This window comes from Luteimonas chenhongjianii, from assembly GCF_002327105.1.
GTDB lineage: Bacteria > Pseudomonadota > Gammaproteobacteria > Xanthomonadales > Xanthomonadaceae > Luteimonas > Luteimonas chenhongjianii.
On record NZ_CP023406.1, the window covers coordinates 2661520 to 2680083 of the forward strand.

At 70.5% G+C, this 18564-nt stretch carries 18 protein-coding genes; 8 read left to right on the forward strand and 10 right to left on the reverse strand.

Annotated features, from left to right (window positions below; genetic code table 11):
* Positions 1 to 134 precede the first annotated feature (134 nt).
* Together CNR27_RS12105 and CNR27_RS12110 are read left to right on the forward strand one after the other, a co-directional pair.
* On the forward strand, positions 135 to 920 hold the full coding sequence (locus CNR27_RS12105) for a 3-hydroxybutyrate dehydrogenase (protein ID WP_096299122.1): 786 nt from the start codon (positions 135 to 137) through the stop codon (positions 918 to 920).
* Between the two features lie 280 nt (positions 921 to 1200).
* Entirely contained in the window at positions 1201 to 2820 is a 1620-nt protein-coding gene (locus CNR27_RS12110) for a sensor domain-containing diguanylate cyclase (RefSeq protein ID WP_222843098.1), read from the forward strand.
* A gap of 2 nt (positions 2821 to 2822) precedes the next feature.
* On the opposite strand, the gene CNR27_RS12115 is transcribed toward CNR27_RS12110, so the two are convergent.
* Complete coding sequence (locus CNR27_RS12115; RefSeq protein WP_096299126.1) at positions 2823 to 3281, reverse strand: CopD family protein; 459 nt, start codon at positions 3279 to 3281, stop codon at positions 2823 to 2825.
* A 142-nt stretch (positions 3282 to 3423) separates the two neighbouring features.
* Between CNR27_RS12115 and CNR27_RS12120 the strand changes: the two genes are divergently transcribed.
* Positions 3424 to 4014, forward strand: coding sequence for a class I SAM-dependent DNA methyltransferase (locus CNR27_RS12120; protein WP_096300615.1), 591 nt, complete (start codon positions 3424 to 3426; stop codon positions 4012 to 4014).
* Positions 4015 to 4077: 63 nt separating this feature from the next.
* The gene (locus CNR27_RS12125) at positions 4078 to 5445 is read left to right on the forward strand and encodes a polyhydroxyalkanoate depolymerase (RefSeq protein WP_179948175.1); all 1368 of its coding nucleotides are present in this window, start codon (positions 4078 to 4080) and stop codon (positions 5443 to 5445) included.
* Between the two features lie 85 nt (positions 5446 to 5530).
* Here CNR27_RS12125 and CNR27_RS12130 read toward each other — a convergent pair whose 3' ends face one another.
* Positions 5531 to 6445, reverse strand: coding sequence for a sensor domain-containing protein (locus CNR27_RS12130; RefSeq protein WP_425435521.1), 915 nt, complete (start codon positions 6443 to 6445; stop codon positions 5531 to 5533).
* A gap of 5 nt (positions 6446 to 6450) precedes the next feature.
* Complete coding sequence (locus tag CNR27_RS12135) at positions 6451 to 6825, reverse strand: PadR family transcriptional regulator (protein WP_096299128.1); 375 nt, start codon at positions 6823 to 6825, stop codon at positions 6451 to 6453.
* Between the two features lie 121 nt (positions 6826 to 6946).
* Here CNR27_RS12135 and CNR27_RS12140 point away from each other — a divergent pair, with 121 nt between their 5' ends.
* On the forward strand, positions 6947 to 7885 hold the full coding sequence (locus tag CNR27_RS12140; RefSeq protein WP_096299129.1) for a peptidylprolyl isomerase: 939 nt from the start codon (positions 6947 to 6949) through the stop codon (positions 7883 to 7885).
* Positions 7886 to 7890: 5 nt separating this feature from the next.
* Positions 7891 to 8409, forward strand: a complete 519-nt coding sequence (locus CNR27_RS12145; protein ID WP_096299131.1) for a GNAT family N-acetyltransferase — start codon at positions 7891 to 7893, stop codon at positions 8407 to 8409.
* Between the two features lie 217 nt (positions 8410 to 8626).
* Here CNR27_RS12145 and CNR27_RS15350 read toward each other — a convergent pair whose 3' ends face one another.
* Positions 8627 to 8908 (reverse strand): hypothetical protein, encoded by a 282-nt coding sequence (locus tag CNR27_RS15350; RefSeq protein WP_157745457.1) that lies wholly within the window; start codon positions 8906 to 8908, stop codon positions 8627 to 8629.
* Between the two features lie 150 nt (positions 8909 to 9058).
* Here CNR27_RS15350 and CNR27_RS12155 point away from each other — a divergent pair, with 150 nt between their 5' ends.
* Positions 9059 to 9355: a hypothetical protein gene (locus CNR27_RS12155; RefSeq protein ID WP_096299134.1), complete on the forward strand. Its 297-nt coding sequence runs from the start codon at positions 9059 to 9061 to the stop codon at positions 9353 to 9355.
* Positions 9356 to 9380: 25 nt separating this feature from the next.
* Positions 9381 to 10268, forward strand: coding sequence for an MBL fold metallo-hydrolase (locus tag CNR27_RS12160; protein WP_096299136.1), 888 nt, complete (start codon positions 9381 to 9383; stop codon positions 10266 to 10268).
* A 9-nt stretch (positions 10269 to 10277) separates the two neighbouring features.
* Here the strand turns inward: CNR27_RS12160 and CNR27_RS12165 are convergent, their stop codons facing one another.
* From CNR27_RS12165 to CNR27_RS12190, 6 genes are all read right to left on the reverse strand, one after another.
* Complete coding sequence (locus CNR27_RS12165) at positions 10278 to 11231, reverse strand: aldo/keto reductase (protein WP_096299138.1); 954 nt, start codon at positions 11229 to 11231, stop codon at positions 10278 to 10280.
* A gap of 152 nt (positions 11232 to 11383) precedes the next feature.
* Positions 11384 to 13174 carry a carboxypeptidase-like regulatory domain-containing protein gene (locus CNR27_RS12170; RefSeq protein ID WP_096299140.1) on the reverse strand — a complete coding sequence of 597 codons (1791 nt, stop codon included), beginning with the start codon at positions 13172 to 13174 and terminating at the stop codon, positions 11384 to 11386.
* Positions 13171 to 15432 (reverse strand): hypothetical protein, encoded by a 2262-nt coding sequence (locus tag CNR27_RS12175; RefSeq protein WP_096299142.1) that lies wholly within the window; start codon positions 15430 to 15432, stop codon positions 13171 to 13173. The genes CNR27_RS12170 and CNR27_RS12175 overlap by 4 nt, the downstream gene beginning before the upstream one ends.
* Positions 15429 to 16580, reverse strand: a complete 1152-nt coding sequence (locus CNR27_RS12180) for a BatA domain-containing protein (RefSeq protein ID WP_096299144.1) — start codon at positions 16578 to 16580, stop codon at positions 15429 to 15431. The genes CNR27_RS12175 and CNR27_RS12180 overlap by 4 nt, the downstream gene beginning before the upstream one ends.
* Complete coding sequence (locus CNR27_RS12185) at positions 16577 to 17503, reverse strand: DUF58 domain-containing protein (protein WP_096299146.1); 927 nt, start codon at positions 17501 to 17503, stop codon at positions 16577 to 16579. The genes CNR27_RS12180 and CNR27_RS12185 overlap by 4 nt, the downstream gene beginning before the upstream one ends.
* 8 nt (positions 17504 to 17511) lie before the next feature.
* Entirely contained in the window at positions 17512 to 18513 is a 1002-nt protein-coding gene (locus tag CNR27_RS12190; RefSeq protein WP_096299148.1) for an AAA family ATPase, read from the reverse strand.
* Between the last annotated feature and the right edge of the window lie 51 nt (positions 18514 to 18564).

Sequence of the window (18564 nt, forward strand, 5' to 3'; positions counted from 1 at the left end):
CGCACGCGAAAGGTTTTCAGAGCCTCTCCGCGCCGGAGCGCGCGCCCTCGCGGCACCGGGCTCGGTCACCACCGCTACGGAGCGCCCGGCAACATCGCTAAGCTGGCCGTTCCCCACAGCGCGGAGCGCCCTCCATGAATCGACTCGACCGCAAGGTCTGCGTGGTCACCGGCGCGGCCAGCGGGATCGGCCAGCGCATCGCCGAGGTCTATGCCCGGGCCGGTGGCCGCGTGGTCGTCACCGACCTGGAGTTGGATGCGGCCGAAGCCACGGCAGCCGGAATCCGCGCCGCCGGCGGCGATGCGCTGGCGGTTGCGATGGATGTCACCGACGAGGCGCAGGTCGTCGAGGGCATCGCGAAGGCGGTCGCCCACTACGGACAGGTCGATGTGCTGGTCTCGAACGCCGGCATCCAGATCGTCAACAAGCTGACCGATTTCAGCTACGCCGACTGGAAGAAGATGCTCGCCGTCCATCTCGACGGTGCATTCCTGACCACGCGCGAATGCCTGCGCGACATGGAGAAGCGCAAGAACGGCGGCGCCATCATCTACATGGGCTCGGCACATTCGCACACCGCGTCCAAGCTCAAGGCGCCCTATGTCACCGCCAAGCACGGCCTGCTGGGACTTGCCCGCACGGTGGCCAAGGAGGCCGCAGGCTATGGCGTGCGCGCGAACGTGATCTGCCCCGGCTTTGTCCGCACGCCGCTGGTCGACCGGCAGATTCCGGAGCAGGCGAAGGAACTGGGCATCAGCGAGGACGAGGTGGTCCGCGACGTCATGCTCAAGGACACGGTCGACGGCGAGTTCACCACCGTCGACGACGTAGCCAATGTCGCCCTGATGCTGGCGGCGTTCGAGACCAATGCGCTCACCGGGCAGAGTGTGATGGTCAGCCACGGCTGGTTCATGCAGTAAAGCTGCGCCGCCGCGCGCCAGGGCCGCATTCCGGAGACACGGCCGCGCGATTCCATCGGGACCCGGGTGCTGCAGGCCGGCGCGGCGCCCGCCCAGCGACGGATGCCCCCCGGCCGTGGCGCCCCAGGCACGCCGGCATGCCATTGCCGGGCCACGCCGTCATCGCGGTCCGCCCCGGCATGGGACTTGCATGCACCCAGGACGGCGTGAGGACGCCTGCATACAGCCGGGCATTCCGATGGCGAGACCGACGCAAATCCTGATCCGGCGTTGCCTGCTCGTGCTTCTGCTCGTGCTGGCGCTGGCCGCGTGCGCGGTCTCCGCCGACGGCCCTGCCGGCGGTCCGGCCTACGTGCTCGGCGGCACGCCCACCGACGAGACCACCCCGATGCGCAGCTGCGATCCGGCCGTGCTGGCGACGCTCGAACAGATCGAGATTCCGGCACCCGTCGAGGGCTGGTCGGGCACCCCGCAGGCGGTCAGCGTGTTCAACGTGTTCGCAGGCGAGGTGATGATCGGCCTGGGCGATCGGGTCGTCTGCGGCCGCATGCACGACGCCCGGACGCGCGACCCGCGCTTTCGCGCAAGCGTCGGCCTGGTGGTCGTGCCGGAAGCGGGCAGTCGCGAGCCTGTCCGCGTCGGCTGGCGCACGCCGCTCAAGGCCCACTGGATCCCCGGCATCCGGATCGGCGCACCCAGCGCGATCCAGCAGGAAGACACCCTGCGCCTGGTCGTCCGGACGTCATGCCTGGCCATTGCGCTCGCGCTGGCGTTCTCGGCACTGATGGGCTTTGTCGGCGCCCGCGACAGGACGTTCCTCGGCCACGTCGGCATGTGCGTCACGCTGCTGCTGTGGCAGGCCACCCTGGGCGGGCTGAGCGGATTTCCCCAACCCTGGTTGCCGATCGGCGAGCAGGAATCCCATTGGCAGGTCGCGCTTGCGGCGCTCAGCTTCGCGGCGATCGCGTACGGCATCTCGGCCCAGACCGGTATCGCCGGGCAGCGCCCGCGGCTTCGGCGGGCCACGCGCTGGGCAATCAGGGTCTTGATCGCACTCGGCCTGCTTGCACCCCTAGTCCCGGTTTCGGCGCTGACTGCACTGTGGTGGATCGCCGACCGCATCTTCCTGCTGACCGTGATCGGGCTGAGCCTCCTGGCCTGCCTGTCGATCCGCCGCAGCGACAGGCGCGCGGTCGCCGCACTGGCGGCCTCGCTGCCCTTCCTGCTGCTCGCCGTGCCGATCATCAACAGCAGCCCGACGGTGGCGGCGTATCGCATCGAGATCGTCCAGCTGGTGCTGACCTGGTTCCTGGTGGTCATGGCCTACACGCTCACCACCCGATACGGACAGCTGCGCGCGCAGCGCGATGCGATGCGTCAGCTCGCCGATACCGATCCGCTGACCGGGCTGCCCAACCGGCGCGCAGGCCTCGTTCGTCTCGACGAAGCCTTCGCCGTGGCACGCCGCCATGGCATACCGTTGTCGGTGGGTTTCGTCGACGTCGATCTGTTCAAGCGGATCAACGATGTCCACGGCCACGATGTCGGCGACCGTGTGCTGATCACCGTGGCGGATGCGCTGGTCGCGGTGACCCGAAACGCCGACGAGGTGATGCGGATGGGCGGCGAGGAATTCCTGGTGCTGCTGCCGGGCCTGGCCGGGGCAGCCGCCCATGCCCGCCTCGAGACCATTCGCCGGCGCATCGGCGAGCTGGCGCCCATGCTCGACGTGCCGGGGCTGCACTTCACCGCAAGCATCGGACTGGCGTCACTGACGGCGGCCGACGAGAGCCCCGCAGCGCTGCTGCGACGTGCCGACGACGCCATGTACCGGGCCAAGCATGCGGGGCGCGACCAGGTGGTCGGCGACGGCTCCTGGCCTGCGGCGTCCTCGGGCTGAACTCAGAACGGCTTGGCGAGCACCAGCCAGACCACACCGACCAGCAGCAGCACCGGAATCTCGTTGAACCAGCGCAGCGCTTTGGTCGAGGGCAGCGCCCGGCCCGCCTGGGCGCCCTTGAGCCAGCTGCCGCCCACGACGAAATGCACGATCAGCAGGACCACCAGCGCCAGCTTGGCGTGCAGCCAGCCTGCCCCGCTGCCGATCGGCGCCATGGTCGGGAAATCCGGAATCACGAGGTAGCCCATCCACAACACGAGACCCATCAGCAGGGCCAGGCCCAGCATCACGTGGCCGAAGCGGTAGAGCCGCCTGCCCATCAGCACCAGGCGCGCACGCACGTCGCCCGCCGCGCCGGCCTCGACAAGGTTGATGAGGATTCGCGGCAGATAGAACGCCGCGGCGATCCAGGCCATCACGAAGACGAGATGGAACGTCTTGACCCAAAGATATGACTGCATCGCGCTGGCTCCCTCGGCTGGTGCACAGGATCGCATGCCGGCGCGCGATCGCCGACACCACGAGCGGCGCGCCCTCACCTCGCAGCCACGGCTGCTCGGCCACAGCGCCTAGAATGCGCATCCTCTTACGCCCGGCCCGATGATGACCAAGCAGTACGACCGCGCCTATTTCGACCGCTGGTATCGCGCCGGCGACATCGGCGGACCCGCGCGACTGGCGCGCAAGGTCGCCCTGGCCGTGGCGACCGCGGAATACCATCTCGAGCGGCCGGTGCGCACCGTGCTCGACATCGGCTGCGGCGAAGGCGCGTGGCGCGCGCCGCTGCTGAAGCTTCGCCCCAGGCTCGAGTACCTCGGCTTCGATGCCAGCGAATACGCGGTCGCCCGCTTCGGCCGCACGCGCAACCTGCACCACGCCAGGTTCGGCGATTTCGCGATGCTGCGGCCCTGCGGCCCGGTGGACCTGCTGGTCTGCAGCGACGTCCTGCACTACCTGGACACGCGCGAACTCGATCGCGGATTGCCGGGCCTGGCCGAACTCACCGGCGGCGTGGCCTTCCTCGAATGCTTCACCCGCGAGGACGGCGCCGAGGGCGATGACGACGGCTTCAAGCAGCGGCCGGCGCGCTTCTACCGTGATCGCTTTGCCGGCGCCGGCTTCCGCGCGCTGGGCTCGCACTGCTGGCTGTCGCCGGCACTGGCGGATGCGGCGACCGCGCTGGAAGCCTGCTGACGCCGGCCGTCATGCCGCCGCCTTGCGCGCTGCGGCGACCCTGGCTTTCACGGCCGATACGATATGCTGCGTCGCAGCAACACCACTGACGGAAGGTCGATGTTCTACCAACTGCACGAGATGGGCCGCGCCTGGATGAAACCCTGGACGTTGCTGGCCGACGCCAATGCGCGCGCCTTCGCGTCCAACAGCACCTGGCTGTCGGCCCTGCCCGGCTCGGAACAGCTGTCGGCCGCCAACGAGCTGCTGTACCGGGTCGGCAAGGACTACGAGAAGCCGCCGTTCGCGATCCACGAGGTCGAGAACCCCGGCAACGGTCGCACCTATCCCGTGGTCCAGCTCGATGCGCTGGTCAAGCCGTTCTGCCGGCTGCTGCGCTTCAAGCGCTACACCGACGATCCGGCGCATCTCGAGGAGATCAAGGCCCAGCCGACCGTCCTCGTCGTCGCGCCATTGTCGGGCCATCACGCCACCCTGCTGCGTGACACGGTGCGCACCCTGCTGCGCGACCACAAGGTGTATGTCACCGACTGGATCGATGCGCGCATGGTGCCGGCCGAGGCCGGCGCGTTCTCGCTGGACGACTACGTCGCCTACATCGAGGAATTCATCCGCCACATCGGCGCCGCCAGACTGCATGTGATCAGCGTCTGCCAGCCGACGGTGCCGGTGCTCGCGGCAGTGTCGCTGATGGCCGCGCGCGGCGAGACCACGCCGCGCTCGCTGGTGATGATGGGCGGGCCGATCGATACCCGGCAGTCGCCGACCGCGGTCAACAATCTGGCGACCGAGAAGCCGCTCGGCTGGTTCGAGCAGAATGTCATCCACCCGGTGCCGGCGAACTATCCCGGCCACGGCCGCCTGGTGTATCCGGGCTTCCTGCAGCACATGGGCTTCATGGCGATGAATCCGGAGCGCCATCTGGAATCGCACTGGGATTTCTACCAGAACCTGCTCAAGGGCGACGACGACGACGCGCAGGCGCACCGCCGCTTCTACGACGAATACAACGCCGTGCTCGACATGCCGGCCGAGTACTACCTCGACACCATCCGCGTGGTGTTCCAGCAGCATCTGCTGCCGCGCGGCGAGTGGATCGTGGCCGGCGAACGCGTCGACCCCTCCCGCATCACCGGCACCGCGCTGCTGACCGTCGAGGGCCAGCTCGACGACATCTCCGGCGAAGGCCAGACCCGCGCCGCGCACACCCTGTGCACCGGCGTCGCCGAAGCCGACCGCGCCCACCTGACTGTCGAAGGCGCAGGACATTACGGCATCTTCAGTGGCCGCCGCTGGCGCAACCAGGTGTATCCGCAGGTCCGCGACTTCATCGCGTCGCACGTGCAGGGCGCAAGCCCGGCGAAGCCGAAGCCGGCCGCTACGACCGCGCGCAAGCGTGCGGCGAAGCGGGCTGCGAAGACGCATCTCTGATCCGCGCCGCGCTGGCATGGACCATGCAGAAAAAAAGGCGCGTCGGTGAGACCGGCGCGCCTTTCTTCTGGATCGAACAACGACCTCAGCTGTACTGCGCCGTCTTCACCAGCAGGTGCTTGGCGATGTTGCCGTGCATGCGGCCGATGCCGCGGAACAGATGCAGGCTGGCGAAGAGCAGCACTACGCCGGCCACCGAGACCAGAGGCAGCAGATATGGGGCCTGTTGCGGGATATCGATACCGAATTCCCAGACGTTGAGATGCAACCCCGGAAGCAATGCCAGCGGCGCTGCGACCATACTCAGCGACAGCGACAGCAGGGTCACGGTGACCGTGAAGTAGACGACGCCCAGCGGCAGCATCACCAGCATGTACAACAGCGTGCTCCAGGTACGCACGTCGGTGAACATGTCGCCGATGCGCTGCAGCCAGTTGCGTCCGCGCGCCGAGTACAGCGGCCGGCGCGGCATGCGCTCGCCGAGCATCACTTCGACCAGCCGGCCCTCGACCAGCGACAGCAGCCGTATCGATCCGAAGAACAGGATCAGCAGCGGAATGCCGATCAGCACGACCACCAGGCTCAGCGACACCGACAGGCCGGTCACCACCCAGGTGAAGTAGAAGATGCCCGTCGCCAGCGACAGCACCATGTAGAACATCGACGCGTAGGTGCGCGGATCGGCGGCGACACCGAAGAAGCGCCCGAGCAGCGACGTGCGCGGCTTCGGCGCCGGTGGCCGCAGCGCGGTCTGGACCTTGACCTCCGTGTCGCGGTAGATGTCGGCCACTTCCTCCGGGGCACCGTAGCTCGATGCGACCGAGGCGATGACCTCGGCTTCCGAACGGCCCGGCTGTTCGGCCAGCTCCGAGCGCAGATATTCCTCGGCGTCGTAGAGCGCGTCCTGCACCAGTGCGGGATCCGCGCCGGCGAGCGACTGGCTCAGCTGTTCGAGGTATTCGGGAATGCTCTGCGGCGGGCGGTTGTCGTTCATTCGCATGCTGTTCATTGGCACAGCCCCTCCAGGACGGCGTCGACGGAATCCCGTGTGGCCCGCCAGGCGGCGGTCCACTGCTGCAGGGTGGTCCGCCCTGCCTCGGTGATGCGGTAGTAACGGCGCGGCGGCCCTGCGACCGACGGCTCGACATGACTGTCGAGCAGGCCGGCGGCACTGAGGTTGCGCAGCACCGGATACAGCGCGCTCTGCTTGCCACTGAGCACCCCGTCGAGCAATTCGAGGCGCTTGGCGATCTGGTAGCCGTACATCGGCTCGTCCGTGCTGCCCAGCACCGCCAGCAACGCCAGCGACACCGTGCCCGCACTCAGTTCCTTCTGGAACTTGCGCAGCTGCAGATCACTGTCATCCGGGGCCTCGGCCATTCGCGATCTCCGCCAGGTTGATCCAGATGCTATTGCGGACTTCGCTATAGCGGATGTGCTGGTAGTCACGCTGACCATCGACTCGGCCACAATCGGATCTGTCTTTCAGGGGAACCCATCCATGCGCCAGCCGTCGCGCCATATCCTGTCCGCCACCCTCGCCGCCTGCATGCTCGCGCTGGCCGGCTGCGCCACGCCGGGCGCGCCCGTTGCGCTCGAAACCCGGTCCACGCAGCAACTGCTCGAGGCATCGACCGACGCCGACTGGCGCACGCCCGATCCGGCCAACCTGCTGTACATGGACCTCGACGGCGGCCGCGTGGTGATCGAGCTGGCCCCGGCCTTCGCGCCCGAGCATGTCGCCAACATCCGCACCCTCGCCCGCGGCGGTTTCTGGGACGGGCTCAGCCTGTACCGCTCGCAGGACAACTTCGTCGTGCAGTTCGGCGACATCACCGAAGAAGGCGTCCCCGGCCGGCCGATCGGCAGCGCGCGGGCCAGCCTGCCGGCGGAATTCGACCGCGCCGCTGCCGACCTCGCGTTTCACGCATTGCCCGATGCCGATGGCTGGGCGGCGCGGGTCGGTTTCGTCGACGGCTTCCCGGCCGCGCGCGACGACCGCCGCGGCAATGGACGCGCGTGGCTTGCGCACTGCTACGGCACGCTTGGGGCGGGCCGCGACATGGCGCCCGACTCGAGCAACGGCACCGAACTCTATGTGGTCACCGGCCAGTCGCCACGCCAGCTCGACCGCAACATCACCACGGTCGGTCGCGTACTGCAGGGCATGGAACTGTTGAGCGTGCTGCCGCGCGGCACCGGTCCGCTTGGCTTCTACGAGGATCCATCGCTGCGCACACCGATCCGCCGGATCCGTCTCGCATCCGACGTGCCCGTGGGCGAGCGCACGCCGCTGCAGGTGCTGCGCACCGACACGCCGCTGTTCGACGCGGTCGTGGAGTCGCGCCGCAACCGCCGCGACGACTGGTACGTGCAGCCGGCCGGACACATCGACCTGTGCAACATCAGCGTGCCGGTACGCACGCCGCCCTCGTCCTGAGTGCAATGCGGATCGAAACCGACCGCCTGTTGCTGCGTCCGCATGCGATCGAGGATTTCGACGCGCTGCGTGCGCTGATGCGCGACCCCGAGGTGATGTGGCACATCACCCGGGTCGTGCCGAGCGACGAGGACATCTGGAACCGGCTGCTGCGCTACATCGGCCACTGGACCGCGCTGGGCTTCGGCATCTTCGCGGTGATCGAGCGCAAGACCGGCCGCAACATCGGCGGCGTCGGCTTCGCGGACTTCCGTCGCGGCCTCGGCGCTGCGTTCTCCGCCTCGCCGGAAGCCGCGTGGGTGTTCGCAAAAGAGGCGCAGGGCCGCGGTATCGCGTTGGAGGCCACGCAGGCGATGCATGCCTGGTTCGACGCGCAGCCTTTCGGCGGGCGCAGCGTCTGCATCATCAATCCGGACAACGCGCCGTCGCGCAAGTTGGCCGGCAAGCTCGGCTACGTCGAAACCGGTCCGACGCAGTACCACGGCGAGACCACGCTGACCTTCGAGCGCCTGCGTCCGGTCTGACGCGCGGTGCCTGGCGTCACGGCGGCTGTCGTCGCTACCCAGCGTGACGGGGCGACAGCCAGCGCGGTTTCGCTGCGAGTCGGCCATCGCATGCGACACCGGCGATCAGGGAGTCCCCGCACTGGAACCCGGCCATCCGTACCGCCGATCATCGCGGCAATGCCACGTCGACCAGCAGCCTGACCGGGTGTTGATCCGGCACGCGGGACATGGCTGCTCACCAGCGAGCGCGCCGGGCGCCGGCATGCGTCTGACGGTCCGCGAGATCGTGAGCACGTCCGGCCGCCGCACGGATGTGCGCGCCGACCGGTTCGAGCGTTCCGTCAGCCCTGCCCGCGCCGCTGATGGTGATGCCTGCGCGCTGCGCCTCGAAGTCGGCAAAAGGATTCACCGGCATCTCGAACCCACTCGCAAGCCCCTCGATGCGCTGCTGTCGAACTCGTGCAGGAAGTGCAGACACCACGTCGAGCGGGGGACGCGTTTGCGCGGACGGCAGCATGCATCAATCTCCGGCCCCCATCTTTCGCGTTCCCGGGCGCGACCCCGCGTCCGTCGCGTGCGACTGCAGCCATGTCTTCGCCTGTCTCGTCACGTCGGCTTTCCGGGGCGCTGCCTAGCCTGCGTCCATCCCAACCAACGAGACCACCACATGCCCATGCTCCGCATCCGCCTCACCGGCAGCGACGACACCGCGCGCGCAGTGATGAATCTCCTGCAGAGCGTGGACGGGATCGAACACGTCGAAGAGGTCGCTGACCTGATGCCGCACATGGACGACGCCGACTCCAGTTCCGCCGGGCTGCACGATGTCAGCGGCCCGAAGATGCATGCGATCGAGATCGAGGTGGGCAATGCCTCGACCGAACGCAAGCTGCGCGAAGCCGTCGAGGCGCTGGCTTTCGATCTCGACGCGGTCGTCGAGTTCGAGACCGAAGAGGAAGGCTGAGCCGCAACGTCCCGGCGGCGCGACCATGCAACTCCATCCCGATGACGGCTTGCACGTGCATTCGCTGTACGACGAGGCCACCGGCAGTTTCCAGTACGTCGTCGCCGACCCGGCGACGCGGCACGCAGCCGTCATCGACCCGGTACTGGATTTCGACGCGCCCTCAGGCCGGATTTCCACGCGCAATGCCGACACACTGCTCGCACACATCGAACGCGAGCGGCTCGAGGTCGCCTGGATTCTCGACACGCATCCGCACGCGGACCATCTGTCGGCCGCGGCCTACCTGAAGGACCGGCTCGGCGCGCCGACCGGCATCGGCGCCCGCGTCACCGAGGTGCAGTCGATCTGGAAGGCGCTGTACGGCCTCGACGATTTCGAATGCGATGGTCGCCAGTGGGATCGGCTCTTCGAGGACGGCGACACCTTCGATCTGGGGGCGTTGCAGGTGCGCGTGCTGTTTTCCCCTGGCCACACGGCGGCCTCGGTCAGCTATCTCGTCGGCCGGTCTGCCTTCGTGCACGACACCCTGATGATGCCCGACAGCGGAACGGCCCGCGCCGATTTTCCAGGGGCGGATCCGCACCGGCTCTACGCAACGCTGCAGCGCATCCTCGCGCTGCCGGGCGAGACCACGCTCTTCGTGGGTCACGATTACGCCCCCGGCCGCCCACCTGCGTGCATGAGCACTGTCGCCGAGCAGCGCTCGCACAACGTGCACCTTCGCGGCGCGGTCGACGAGGCCGCATTCGTGACGATGCGTCGGCAGCGGGATGCGACCCTCCCATTGCCCGCACTGATGCTGCATGCGATGCAGGTCAATATCCGCGGCGGCCGCCTGCCCGATCCCGACGCAGCCGGCCGGCGTTACCTGCGTATCCCGCTCGACCGCTTCATACCCCCGGCTACGTAGCGAGCCCGATCAGGTCGCCGCAGGCAGCTCTTCGATAAACGCGATCATGCGGCGACGCTGCTCGGCATCGGGCAGGCGCCCGCGCCCCGCAGTGAGGTTGTCGACCAGGTTGGAAGCGCGACTGGTCGCCGGCGTCACGCTGGTCACCGCGGGGTGCGAGAGCACGAACTTCAGGAAGAACTGGCCCCAGGTGGCCGCGTCGAATTCCGACGCCCAGTCCGGCACCTTGCGGTCACCGACGCGCTCCCACAGCCGCGTGCGTCCGAACGGTGCGTAGACCAGCACGCCGATGCCGCGCTCGGCGGCGAGCGGCAGGATGGTCTCCTCGACATCACGGTTGTCGATCGCGTAATCGACGCCGATGAAATCCAGCGGCTCGTTGCGCATGATCTCGATGAGCTGCGGATACGCCGGCTTGCTGGTCGAGGTGACACCGGTGTAGCGCACGCGCTTGTCGGCCTTGAGTTCCTTGAGGATGCCGAGCTGGGTCGGCACGTCGCCGAGGTTGTGGACCTGGATCAGGTCGATGGTGTCGCGTCCGAGCCGCGAGAAGGAGGTCTCGATCTGCGCGCGCGCCTGCGCGGGATCGGCCTTGGCATCGGCGCCCCGCCCGGCGACGTTGACCTTGGTCGCCCAGAACACACGGTCCGCAATGCCGAGATCCTGCACCGCCCTGCCGGCGACTTCCTCCGAGGCGCCGTAGCTCGGCGCGGTATCGAACACCGCGCCGCCCTGCTCGACCAGCGTGCGCAGCACCTCGTGCAGCGCCGAGGCGTTTTCGCCCGCTGTCTTGGAGAACGTCGCCGAGCTGCCCAGGCCGACGACCGGAATGCGCTGGCCACTCGACGGAATCACGCGCGTGAGCATCGGCGACTGCGCGGCCTGGGCCAGCAGCGCGCCGGGCATCGCCAGCGAGAGTCCGGCGCCGAGGGAAAGTTTCAGGGCATCGCGACGTGTGACCATGGTGTCCTCCTGTATGGCGTGCAGACCGTGCAACGCTGCAGGCGCTCGCCCCGACGGAGCCGGAACGCTGCGGCGATCGATGTCGGCGCGGGTCGTTCGAGTCTGCAGCAGCCCTGCTGGCGCGGCAAGCGCAGCCCGGCGCGGTGCGCGCCTCAGTCGGCGGGCGCACCTGCCCGGCCGCGGCGGCTGCGGTGCAGCGCCCACAGCAGCGCGGTGACCAGCAGCCAGGCGAGGAACCAGACGAGCGGACGCACCGCCGGGGATGGCAGCGCCTGCATGCCCGGATCGGCACCGGCGCCGGCGAGTTCCCGGGTCGCTGCCTGCATCGCGGCCGCCTGCAGACCCGGCGCATCGTCGGCGCCGCGTACCCACAGCACGCCGCCGCCATCGATACGGTGCCAGCCGGGGACGCGGGGCCACAGTCCGGCGCAGCCGTCTGCTGCAGGATCAGGCACCAGCGCGGTGGTCCTTCCGTCGGGCGCCAACACCTGCGCATCCGCCTCCAGCGCGCACAGGGCAACGCGCTCGCCGACCCGGGCCTCGCCACCGAATCCGGTCACGACCGCATCGCCTGGACGCGCCAGGGTGCCGGCCCAGGCGCTCCACAGCTCGCCATGCAGGTCTGCGCGACCCGCCAGCGGCAACTGCCAGCTGTCGGCCAGGGTAACGATGCCGATGCGGCCCTTCCCGAGCGCCTGCCAGCGCATCATGTCGTCCGCGCCGACCCCGGCCGAGGGCAGGCCACCGGTCAGCGGCAGATAGCCCAATGCGGGCGGCGCCTCGCCGGCAAGCTGTGGGTCGAAGGGCGCATCTTCGCTGCCCGGGCCCGACCACGCGCGCAGCCGGGCGAGATCGTCGGGGCCGGCGTCGACGCGCCATTCGCGCAGGCGGCCGGTTTCGATCGCGAGTCCGCCCGTGCGCAGCCAGCTGCGCAGCGCGTTCGACGGCGGCTGCGGCGCATGCACCAGCAGTCCCAGGCCCTCGCGCACCGCGGCCAGAAGTGCGGCACGCGCGGAGGCGCCGAGTCCGTCCCAGGCGCGCGCTTCGATCAGCACGAGATCCTGCTTGCCCAGGCTGGCGGCATCGAGCGTCGGTGCGTCCCCGGTAACCGCACCGCCACCGAAGGCCATGCGCCAGCGCAGCGAGGTGCCGGCGTCCTCGGCCCAGCGGCGCAGCGCGCGCGTATCCGGGTTGGGCGCACCGGCAAGCAGCAGCACCCGCATCGGCGCGGACCCGGCGACCACCACAGGCACGCGCGCGCGGGTCCAGGCACTGGCTTCCACGTCCTGGATCGCGACTTCGAACAGCGTGGCGCCGGCGCCGCGCGCGGTACCGCTCAGCCGGAAGCTGCCGGCCTCGTCGGTGGCAGCGGTGTCGACCACGCGCCCGGCGGGATCGAACAGCGACACCCGGGCACCTTCGATGCCCGTCACGCGTCCGCGCACCGCGAAGCGTGCGCCGGGTGCGACATCGCCCGGAGCATCCAGTTCCGCGAGGCCGGGCGCTACCGGCGCAGGCAGGTATGCGAGTGCGCGTCCATCGACCGCGTCGCGGTCGCGCGGATGCAGGCCTGCGCCGACCACGACCAGTTCGCGCACCTGCGGATGCAGGCGCAGCGCCGTCGCCAGGTCCGGCATCCGCGACGCGCCGGGCGGAACCTCGCCGGCCTCGGGCAATGCGATCACCTGCGCAGCCGCCGGCACCGGCAGGCCGTCCGCATCGGCGGTCAGCACGACCAGACGGTCGGGACCGGCCGGCGCCGACGGCAGCAGCATGCGATAGAGCAGCAGCGCCGAGGCGGCGGTCAGCACCGCCAGGGCGAGGCTGCGCCATGCCGCGGGGCGGCGTCCGCCCGGCGCGCGCAGGTGGGCGAAAGCCACCCGCGCGATCGACAGCAGCGCCGCGGCGAGCAGCACCGCGCCGAGCCAATGTTCGGGCCTCATGGCGCGTCCTCCTGCAGGGCGTCGAGGTAGCGCGCGCCCAGCGCATCGATCGCCGGTCGCAGGACCGGCGCGGCAAGCGGCCGTTGCAGCACGCGCCACAGCTGGGCGCGCAGCGCCTGGCGGCAGTCATCGCAGGCCGGGTCGCGCTGCAGGGCGTCGACCGTGGCCAGCAGTGCCAGCGGATCGTCGACCTGGCGCGGATGCGCCTGCGTCCAGGCAACCAGCCCGGCGAGGTCGGCCTCCCCGTTCCAGGCCAGCGCGGTCCACGCGAGTGCGGGCACGTCGGCATCGGTCGTCGCCGGCGCGGGGACCGGGCGCGGCGTGATCCCATCTCGCTCGCCGCCCAGGCGCCGGCTCAAATCCACCGGCGGCAGCGTGGCACCGACGCGGGCCAGATAGATGCGGTCGGCCTGCTGGACCTGCTTGATCAGCTCCAGCGCACGGTTCGCATACGGCAGCGCCGCGCGTGGCGCGTACTGGCGCAGCTGCAGTTCGGACTGCCACATCTCCCCCAGTGCAGCGCGCAGGACTTCGCGCGTGGCCGGGTCGAGCATCGTCGCCGCGCCGGGCAGATCGTGGGTATGGCCGAAGCTGGCCATCACGTCCTCGGCGCGGCCGAACGTGGTGGCGTCCCGCGGACCGTGATCGTGATCCGCGTGCGCACCCGGCGCGTTGCCCGAGGCCGCGCCCGCAGGACCGTCATCGTCGTGATCGTGAGCGTGGCCGTCGCCTTCGGCGTGAGCGGCCTCCACTGGCGCGGCCGGCGCGTCGGCTTGGCCGAAATCGTCGATCGGCAAGGGCTTGCGTGGCGGCGGGGGCGGCGCGGCGTCCGCTGTCGGCGGGGGTTGCGCGCCGCCTTCCGATTCCTCGCCGAGGAACTGGCCATAGCGCAGGCGCAGGATGCGCTGGTCGACCCCGAGCGCGTCCGAACGCGCTTCGAACGTCGCGGGATCGATGCGCGGGCGCTCGGCCAGCAGCTTTTCGGCGTCGATGATGATCTGCCGCTGGCTGCGGAAGTACGTCGGCAACACGTCGCGGGCAAGCCCTTCCAGGCCATCGGCATCGATGGGCGCAGGTGGCGGCCAGCGCAGGATCAGGCTCGGACTGCGCGCGGTCTGCGGCGTGGGCACGCGGTTGTCACGCACCTCCAGTTGCGCCACGAGATCGCCGCCTTGCTCGATGCCGAGCGCGGCCGGGTCGAGCGTCGTCGAGAAGGTCTTCAGCCCCGCTTCGCCGCGCCCGCGCAGGCTCAGGGTGCGGTCTTCGAACGTGATGCCCTCGCCGCTGCCGCGGGTGACGCTGATCCGCAGCCGCGCATCTACAGCGACGCCATGGTCGTCGCTGGCCTCGAACGTCAGCGGCCAGCTGCGCTGGCCAGGCGCGTAGGTCGACAGGGTCGCCTCCGGCCTGCGGACGCGGATCTCCGGCGGACGATCGGCCACCGCATCGAGCCGCCACGGCTGCGCGCGCGTGAGTGCGCCGTCGATGTCGCCATCGACGGCGACGCGGTACAGCCAGGACTGCTCAAGGCGCAGCGTGGCGACCCAGGCCTCGTCCTCGCGCACGAACGCGATCTCGCTGCCGTCGTGCAGCTGCAGGGCGACCTGGCGCGGCTGCGGCGCGAAATGCAGCGTCCAGCGCAAGGTGGCACCGGCCGGCGCCTGCGCATCGAGTTCGGTCTGCGTGCGCGGCGCCTGTCCGGTGTAGGCAGGCGCCCTGATCTCAAGTGCCTGCGACCGCAGCACCGGCAGCGCCGCGGCGTTTCCGGTCTTGGCGCTTGTCGATGGGGTCACCGTCTCGCGCGGCGCCGATGGCGGCCACCACAACGCGGCGGCAACGAGCAGTGCGCCACCGAACCATGCGGCTGCGAGCGCCCGCGCCGGCCACGGCGTTGGCGCAGGCATCGAGGGGTCGGCCTCGATGCGGGCCTGCAGGCGCGCCCGCTGCAACTGCTGCAGCGGCGCGAGCGTCGCGGGCGCTGCGAACAACAGCGCGGCGCTGTCGTCCATGTCCGTGCGAGCGGCGTCCAGCGCACGCGCCTGCCAGTCGCGATCGAAGCCACGCACGCGGCGCAGGGCGAGCACGGCCGCGACCACGCAGGCGACCGCAGCGACGGCGATCGCCGGGGCCACGCCCGCCACCCGCCATGCGAGCGCCGCGAGGCCGAGCGCAAGCGGCAAGGCGAGCAACAGCACGATCGCGAGCGCACGGCGGCGGATCGAGGCCAGGTTGCGCTGCAGGCGGGTCGCGACGTTCATGCCGTGCGGTTCCGTCGCGGAGACGCCGCCATCCAGCGTTCCAGCGCGAACGCCAGCGCGATCAGCAATGCCAACCACGGCCGCAGGTCACGCGGCGTGGGCGGATACGCGGCAAGGCCTGTCGTCGGCGCGAACTCGTCCGCGGTGATGCGCGCAGGCGCCGGCAGCGGCCGTGCCAGCGCGCGCAGGCGCGCCGGAAACGCGGGATCGAGCACGGCAGGCAGATGCGCCGGGTCGAGCGCCCGCGTGAAGCGGATGCAGGTCGCCGCGGCGCAGGGCGCGCGCTCGGCCAGTATCCCGCCATCGGCATCGCGCCAGGCAGGCTGCCAGTCGGCCCCGGGATCGCGCGGCGTGGCAGGCCCGAGCAGCAACACGCCACCGGCTGCGTGCGCCAGCACGCCGGAGGCAGGTGTGCCCTCCCCCCACCATGCCGCCAGGGCACCGGTGCGCAACGCCGCCCCGGTGGCCGGCGTCGCCAAGGCATCCGCATCATCGGGTCGCCACGCGCGTGCCACGGCCCGAAGTACGCGCAGCGACGGATCGTCGCCGGCGATGGCCAGCACGTCGAGCGGTGGCGCCTCGGACGCCTGTGGCTCCGCGGCGTCCGCGTGCGACGGAACCGTTCGCCAGTCGACCACACGCGACAGCGCGACCGTGCCGCCGTCGGCGCGGTCGATCACCTCGGGCGCGACGACGGTCAACGTGGTCCCGGCCGGCAGGGTCATGTCCAGTTCGCGCAGCAAGCTGGAGACGCTTGCGGGCTCCGGCTCCGGTGCATTGGGCCCTTCGATCGGCGGGAACCCCGGTGCAAGCCAGCGCGGCGGCGCATCGCCGTCGGCAACAACCGGAATCGCATCTTCGACGACGCCCGGCACGACCACGGTCCAGTGCGCCGGTGGGCGCGCCCCGTGCAGCACCGGCCAGGCCAGCCACAGCGCCAGCAACGCCAGCAGCAGCAGGCGCATCAGCAGCAGTGGCCAGTCGTCGAAGCGCAGGCGCCGGCGCGGCCTGGGCTTCTCGCGGAGCCAGCGCAGCGCCGCGAATGGCGTCGGCCGGGTCGCGTCGCGTCGCGCCAGATGCAGCAGCAGCGGCAGCAGCCAGGCGGCCAGTGCCGCGAGAGCGACGGGTGCAAGCAGGCCGACGCTCATCGCGCGCGATCGCCGAACAGGACCTGCAGCACCTGCGACGGCGAGCGGTCGATCACATGCGTCGCATGGCGGATGCCGGCTGCCGCCAGCCGCGCGGCCAGTAGGCGCTGCGCCTCGGCGAAGCGCGCGAGGTAACCGGCGCGCAGCCCAGGCCCGTCCCCGAGCAGGGACTCGCCCGCTTCTGGCTCCACGAAGCGGCGGCCGTCGGCGAACGGGAAATCGCGCTCGTCGGCGGTGAGCAGCTGGATCGTGATGACCTCGCGACCGGCATGCGCAAGGCGCTCGAGTTGCGCGACCGCGGCCTCGTCGAAGAAGTCGCCGAGTGCGATCACCAGATCGCCGCGCACGATCCGTCCCCAGGCCGGCGCGAGCACTTCAGGCTCGGGCCATTGCCCGCGCGGCGCGGCACTGACCAGCGCGTGGCGCAGGCGATCGCGCTGGCGCGGCCCACTGCCGGGCGTCACCAGCGACAGGCCGGCGCCACCGCAGAGCACGAGCCCGCAGGCATCGCCCTGGCGCTGTGCGATCTCGAACACGCAGCGCGCGAGCAGCCGCGCCGCATCGAAACGGGAAAACCCCGGCGTGGCCTCGTCGGCCTGCGCCATCGAGGCGGTGGTATCGAGCAGCAGCCAGGCACGCACGGGACTTTCGCGCTCGGCTTCGCGGACGAAGAACCGGTCACTGCGTGCATAGAGCTTCCAGTCGATCTGACGCGGCTCGTCGCCAGACTCGTAGGCCCGGTACTGGGCGAACTCCTGGCCGCTGCCGCGATTGCGGCTCGGGTGATGCCCCAGCCCCTGGCGTCCGAGCGCGTGCCGCGGCCGAAGCCGCAGGGTCGCGATCAACGCACGCAGCGCAGGCGTCAACGCGTCCGTGGACGCGTCGCCTGGCGCCGTCACCGCAGCGGAGCTGTCGCCGATCATGTAGCTGCTCAGCGCTCCGGCGCAGGCAGCGCGCGCAGCAGACCGGCGATCACCGCGTCGGCGTCGGTCTGCGCCGCTTCGGCGGCAAACGACAGCACCAGGCGATGGCGCAACACCGGCGCGAGCAGTGCGGCGACGTCCTCGCGGGTTGCCGCAAGCCGGCCCTGCAGCAGCGCACGCGCCTTCGCCGCAAGCACCAGCGACTGACCGGCGCGCGGACCCGCGCCCCAGCGCACGTATTCGCGCACGATCTCCGGGCTCCCCTCGCCCGGGCGCGTCGCCCGCACCAGCGCGGTGATCCAGGCCAGCAGGGACTCGCCGACATGCACCTGGCGTACCAGCGCCTGCAGCGCGAGCACGTCGTCCGCGTGCATCACCTTCGGCACCGTGGCATCGATCGTGCCGGTGGTGCGCGCGAGGATCGCCTGCTCCTCGTCGGCATCGGGATAGCCGAGCGCGACATGCAGCAGGAAGCGGTCCAGCTGCGCCTCGGGCAGCGGATAGGTGCCGGCCTGCTCGATCGGATTCTGCGTGGCCAGCACGAAGAACGGCCGCGGCAGCGCACGGGTGACGCCGGCATGGCTGACCGTGCGCTCGGCCATCGCCTCGAGCAGCGCGGCCTGGGTCTTGGGCGGCGTGCGGTTGAGCTCGTCGGCCAGCAGCAACTGGGTGAACACCGGGCCTTCCTGGAAGCGGAAATGGCGCTTTCCGGTGCCGTGGTCTTCCTCCAGCAACTCGGTGCCCAGCAGGTCGCTGGGCATCAGGTCGGGGGTGAACTGCACCCGGCGGAAGCCCAGCTCCAGCGCCTCGCCGAGCGTGCGTACCAGCAGGGTCTTGCCGAGCCCGGGCACGCCCTCGAGCAGCACATGGCCGCCGGCGAGCAGCGCCACGAGCAGTTGTTCCACAACGTCGGCCTGGCCGACGACGGCCTGGCCGATCGCACTGCGCAGGGCGCCAAGCTGCGCGAGACGTGCCTGCAGATCGGCTTCGGTGGGAGCGGTGTTGGTCATGCGTGCCTCATGGAGTCGTCTGGGGGCGCGCTCGCGCGCGATGTGGCGGCA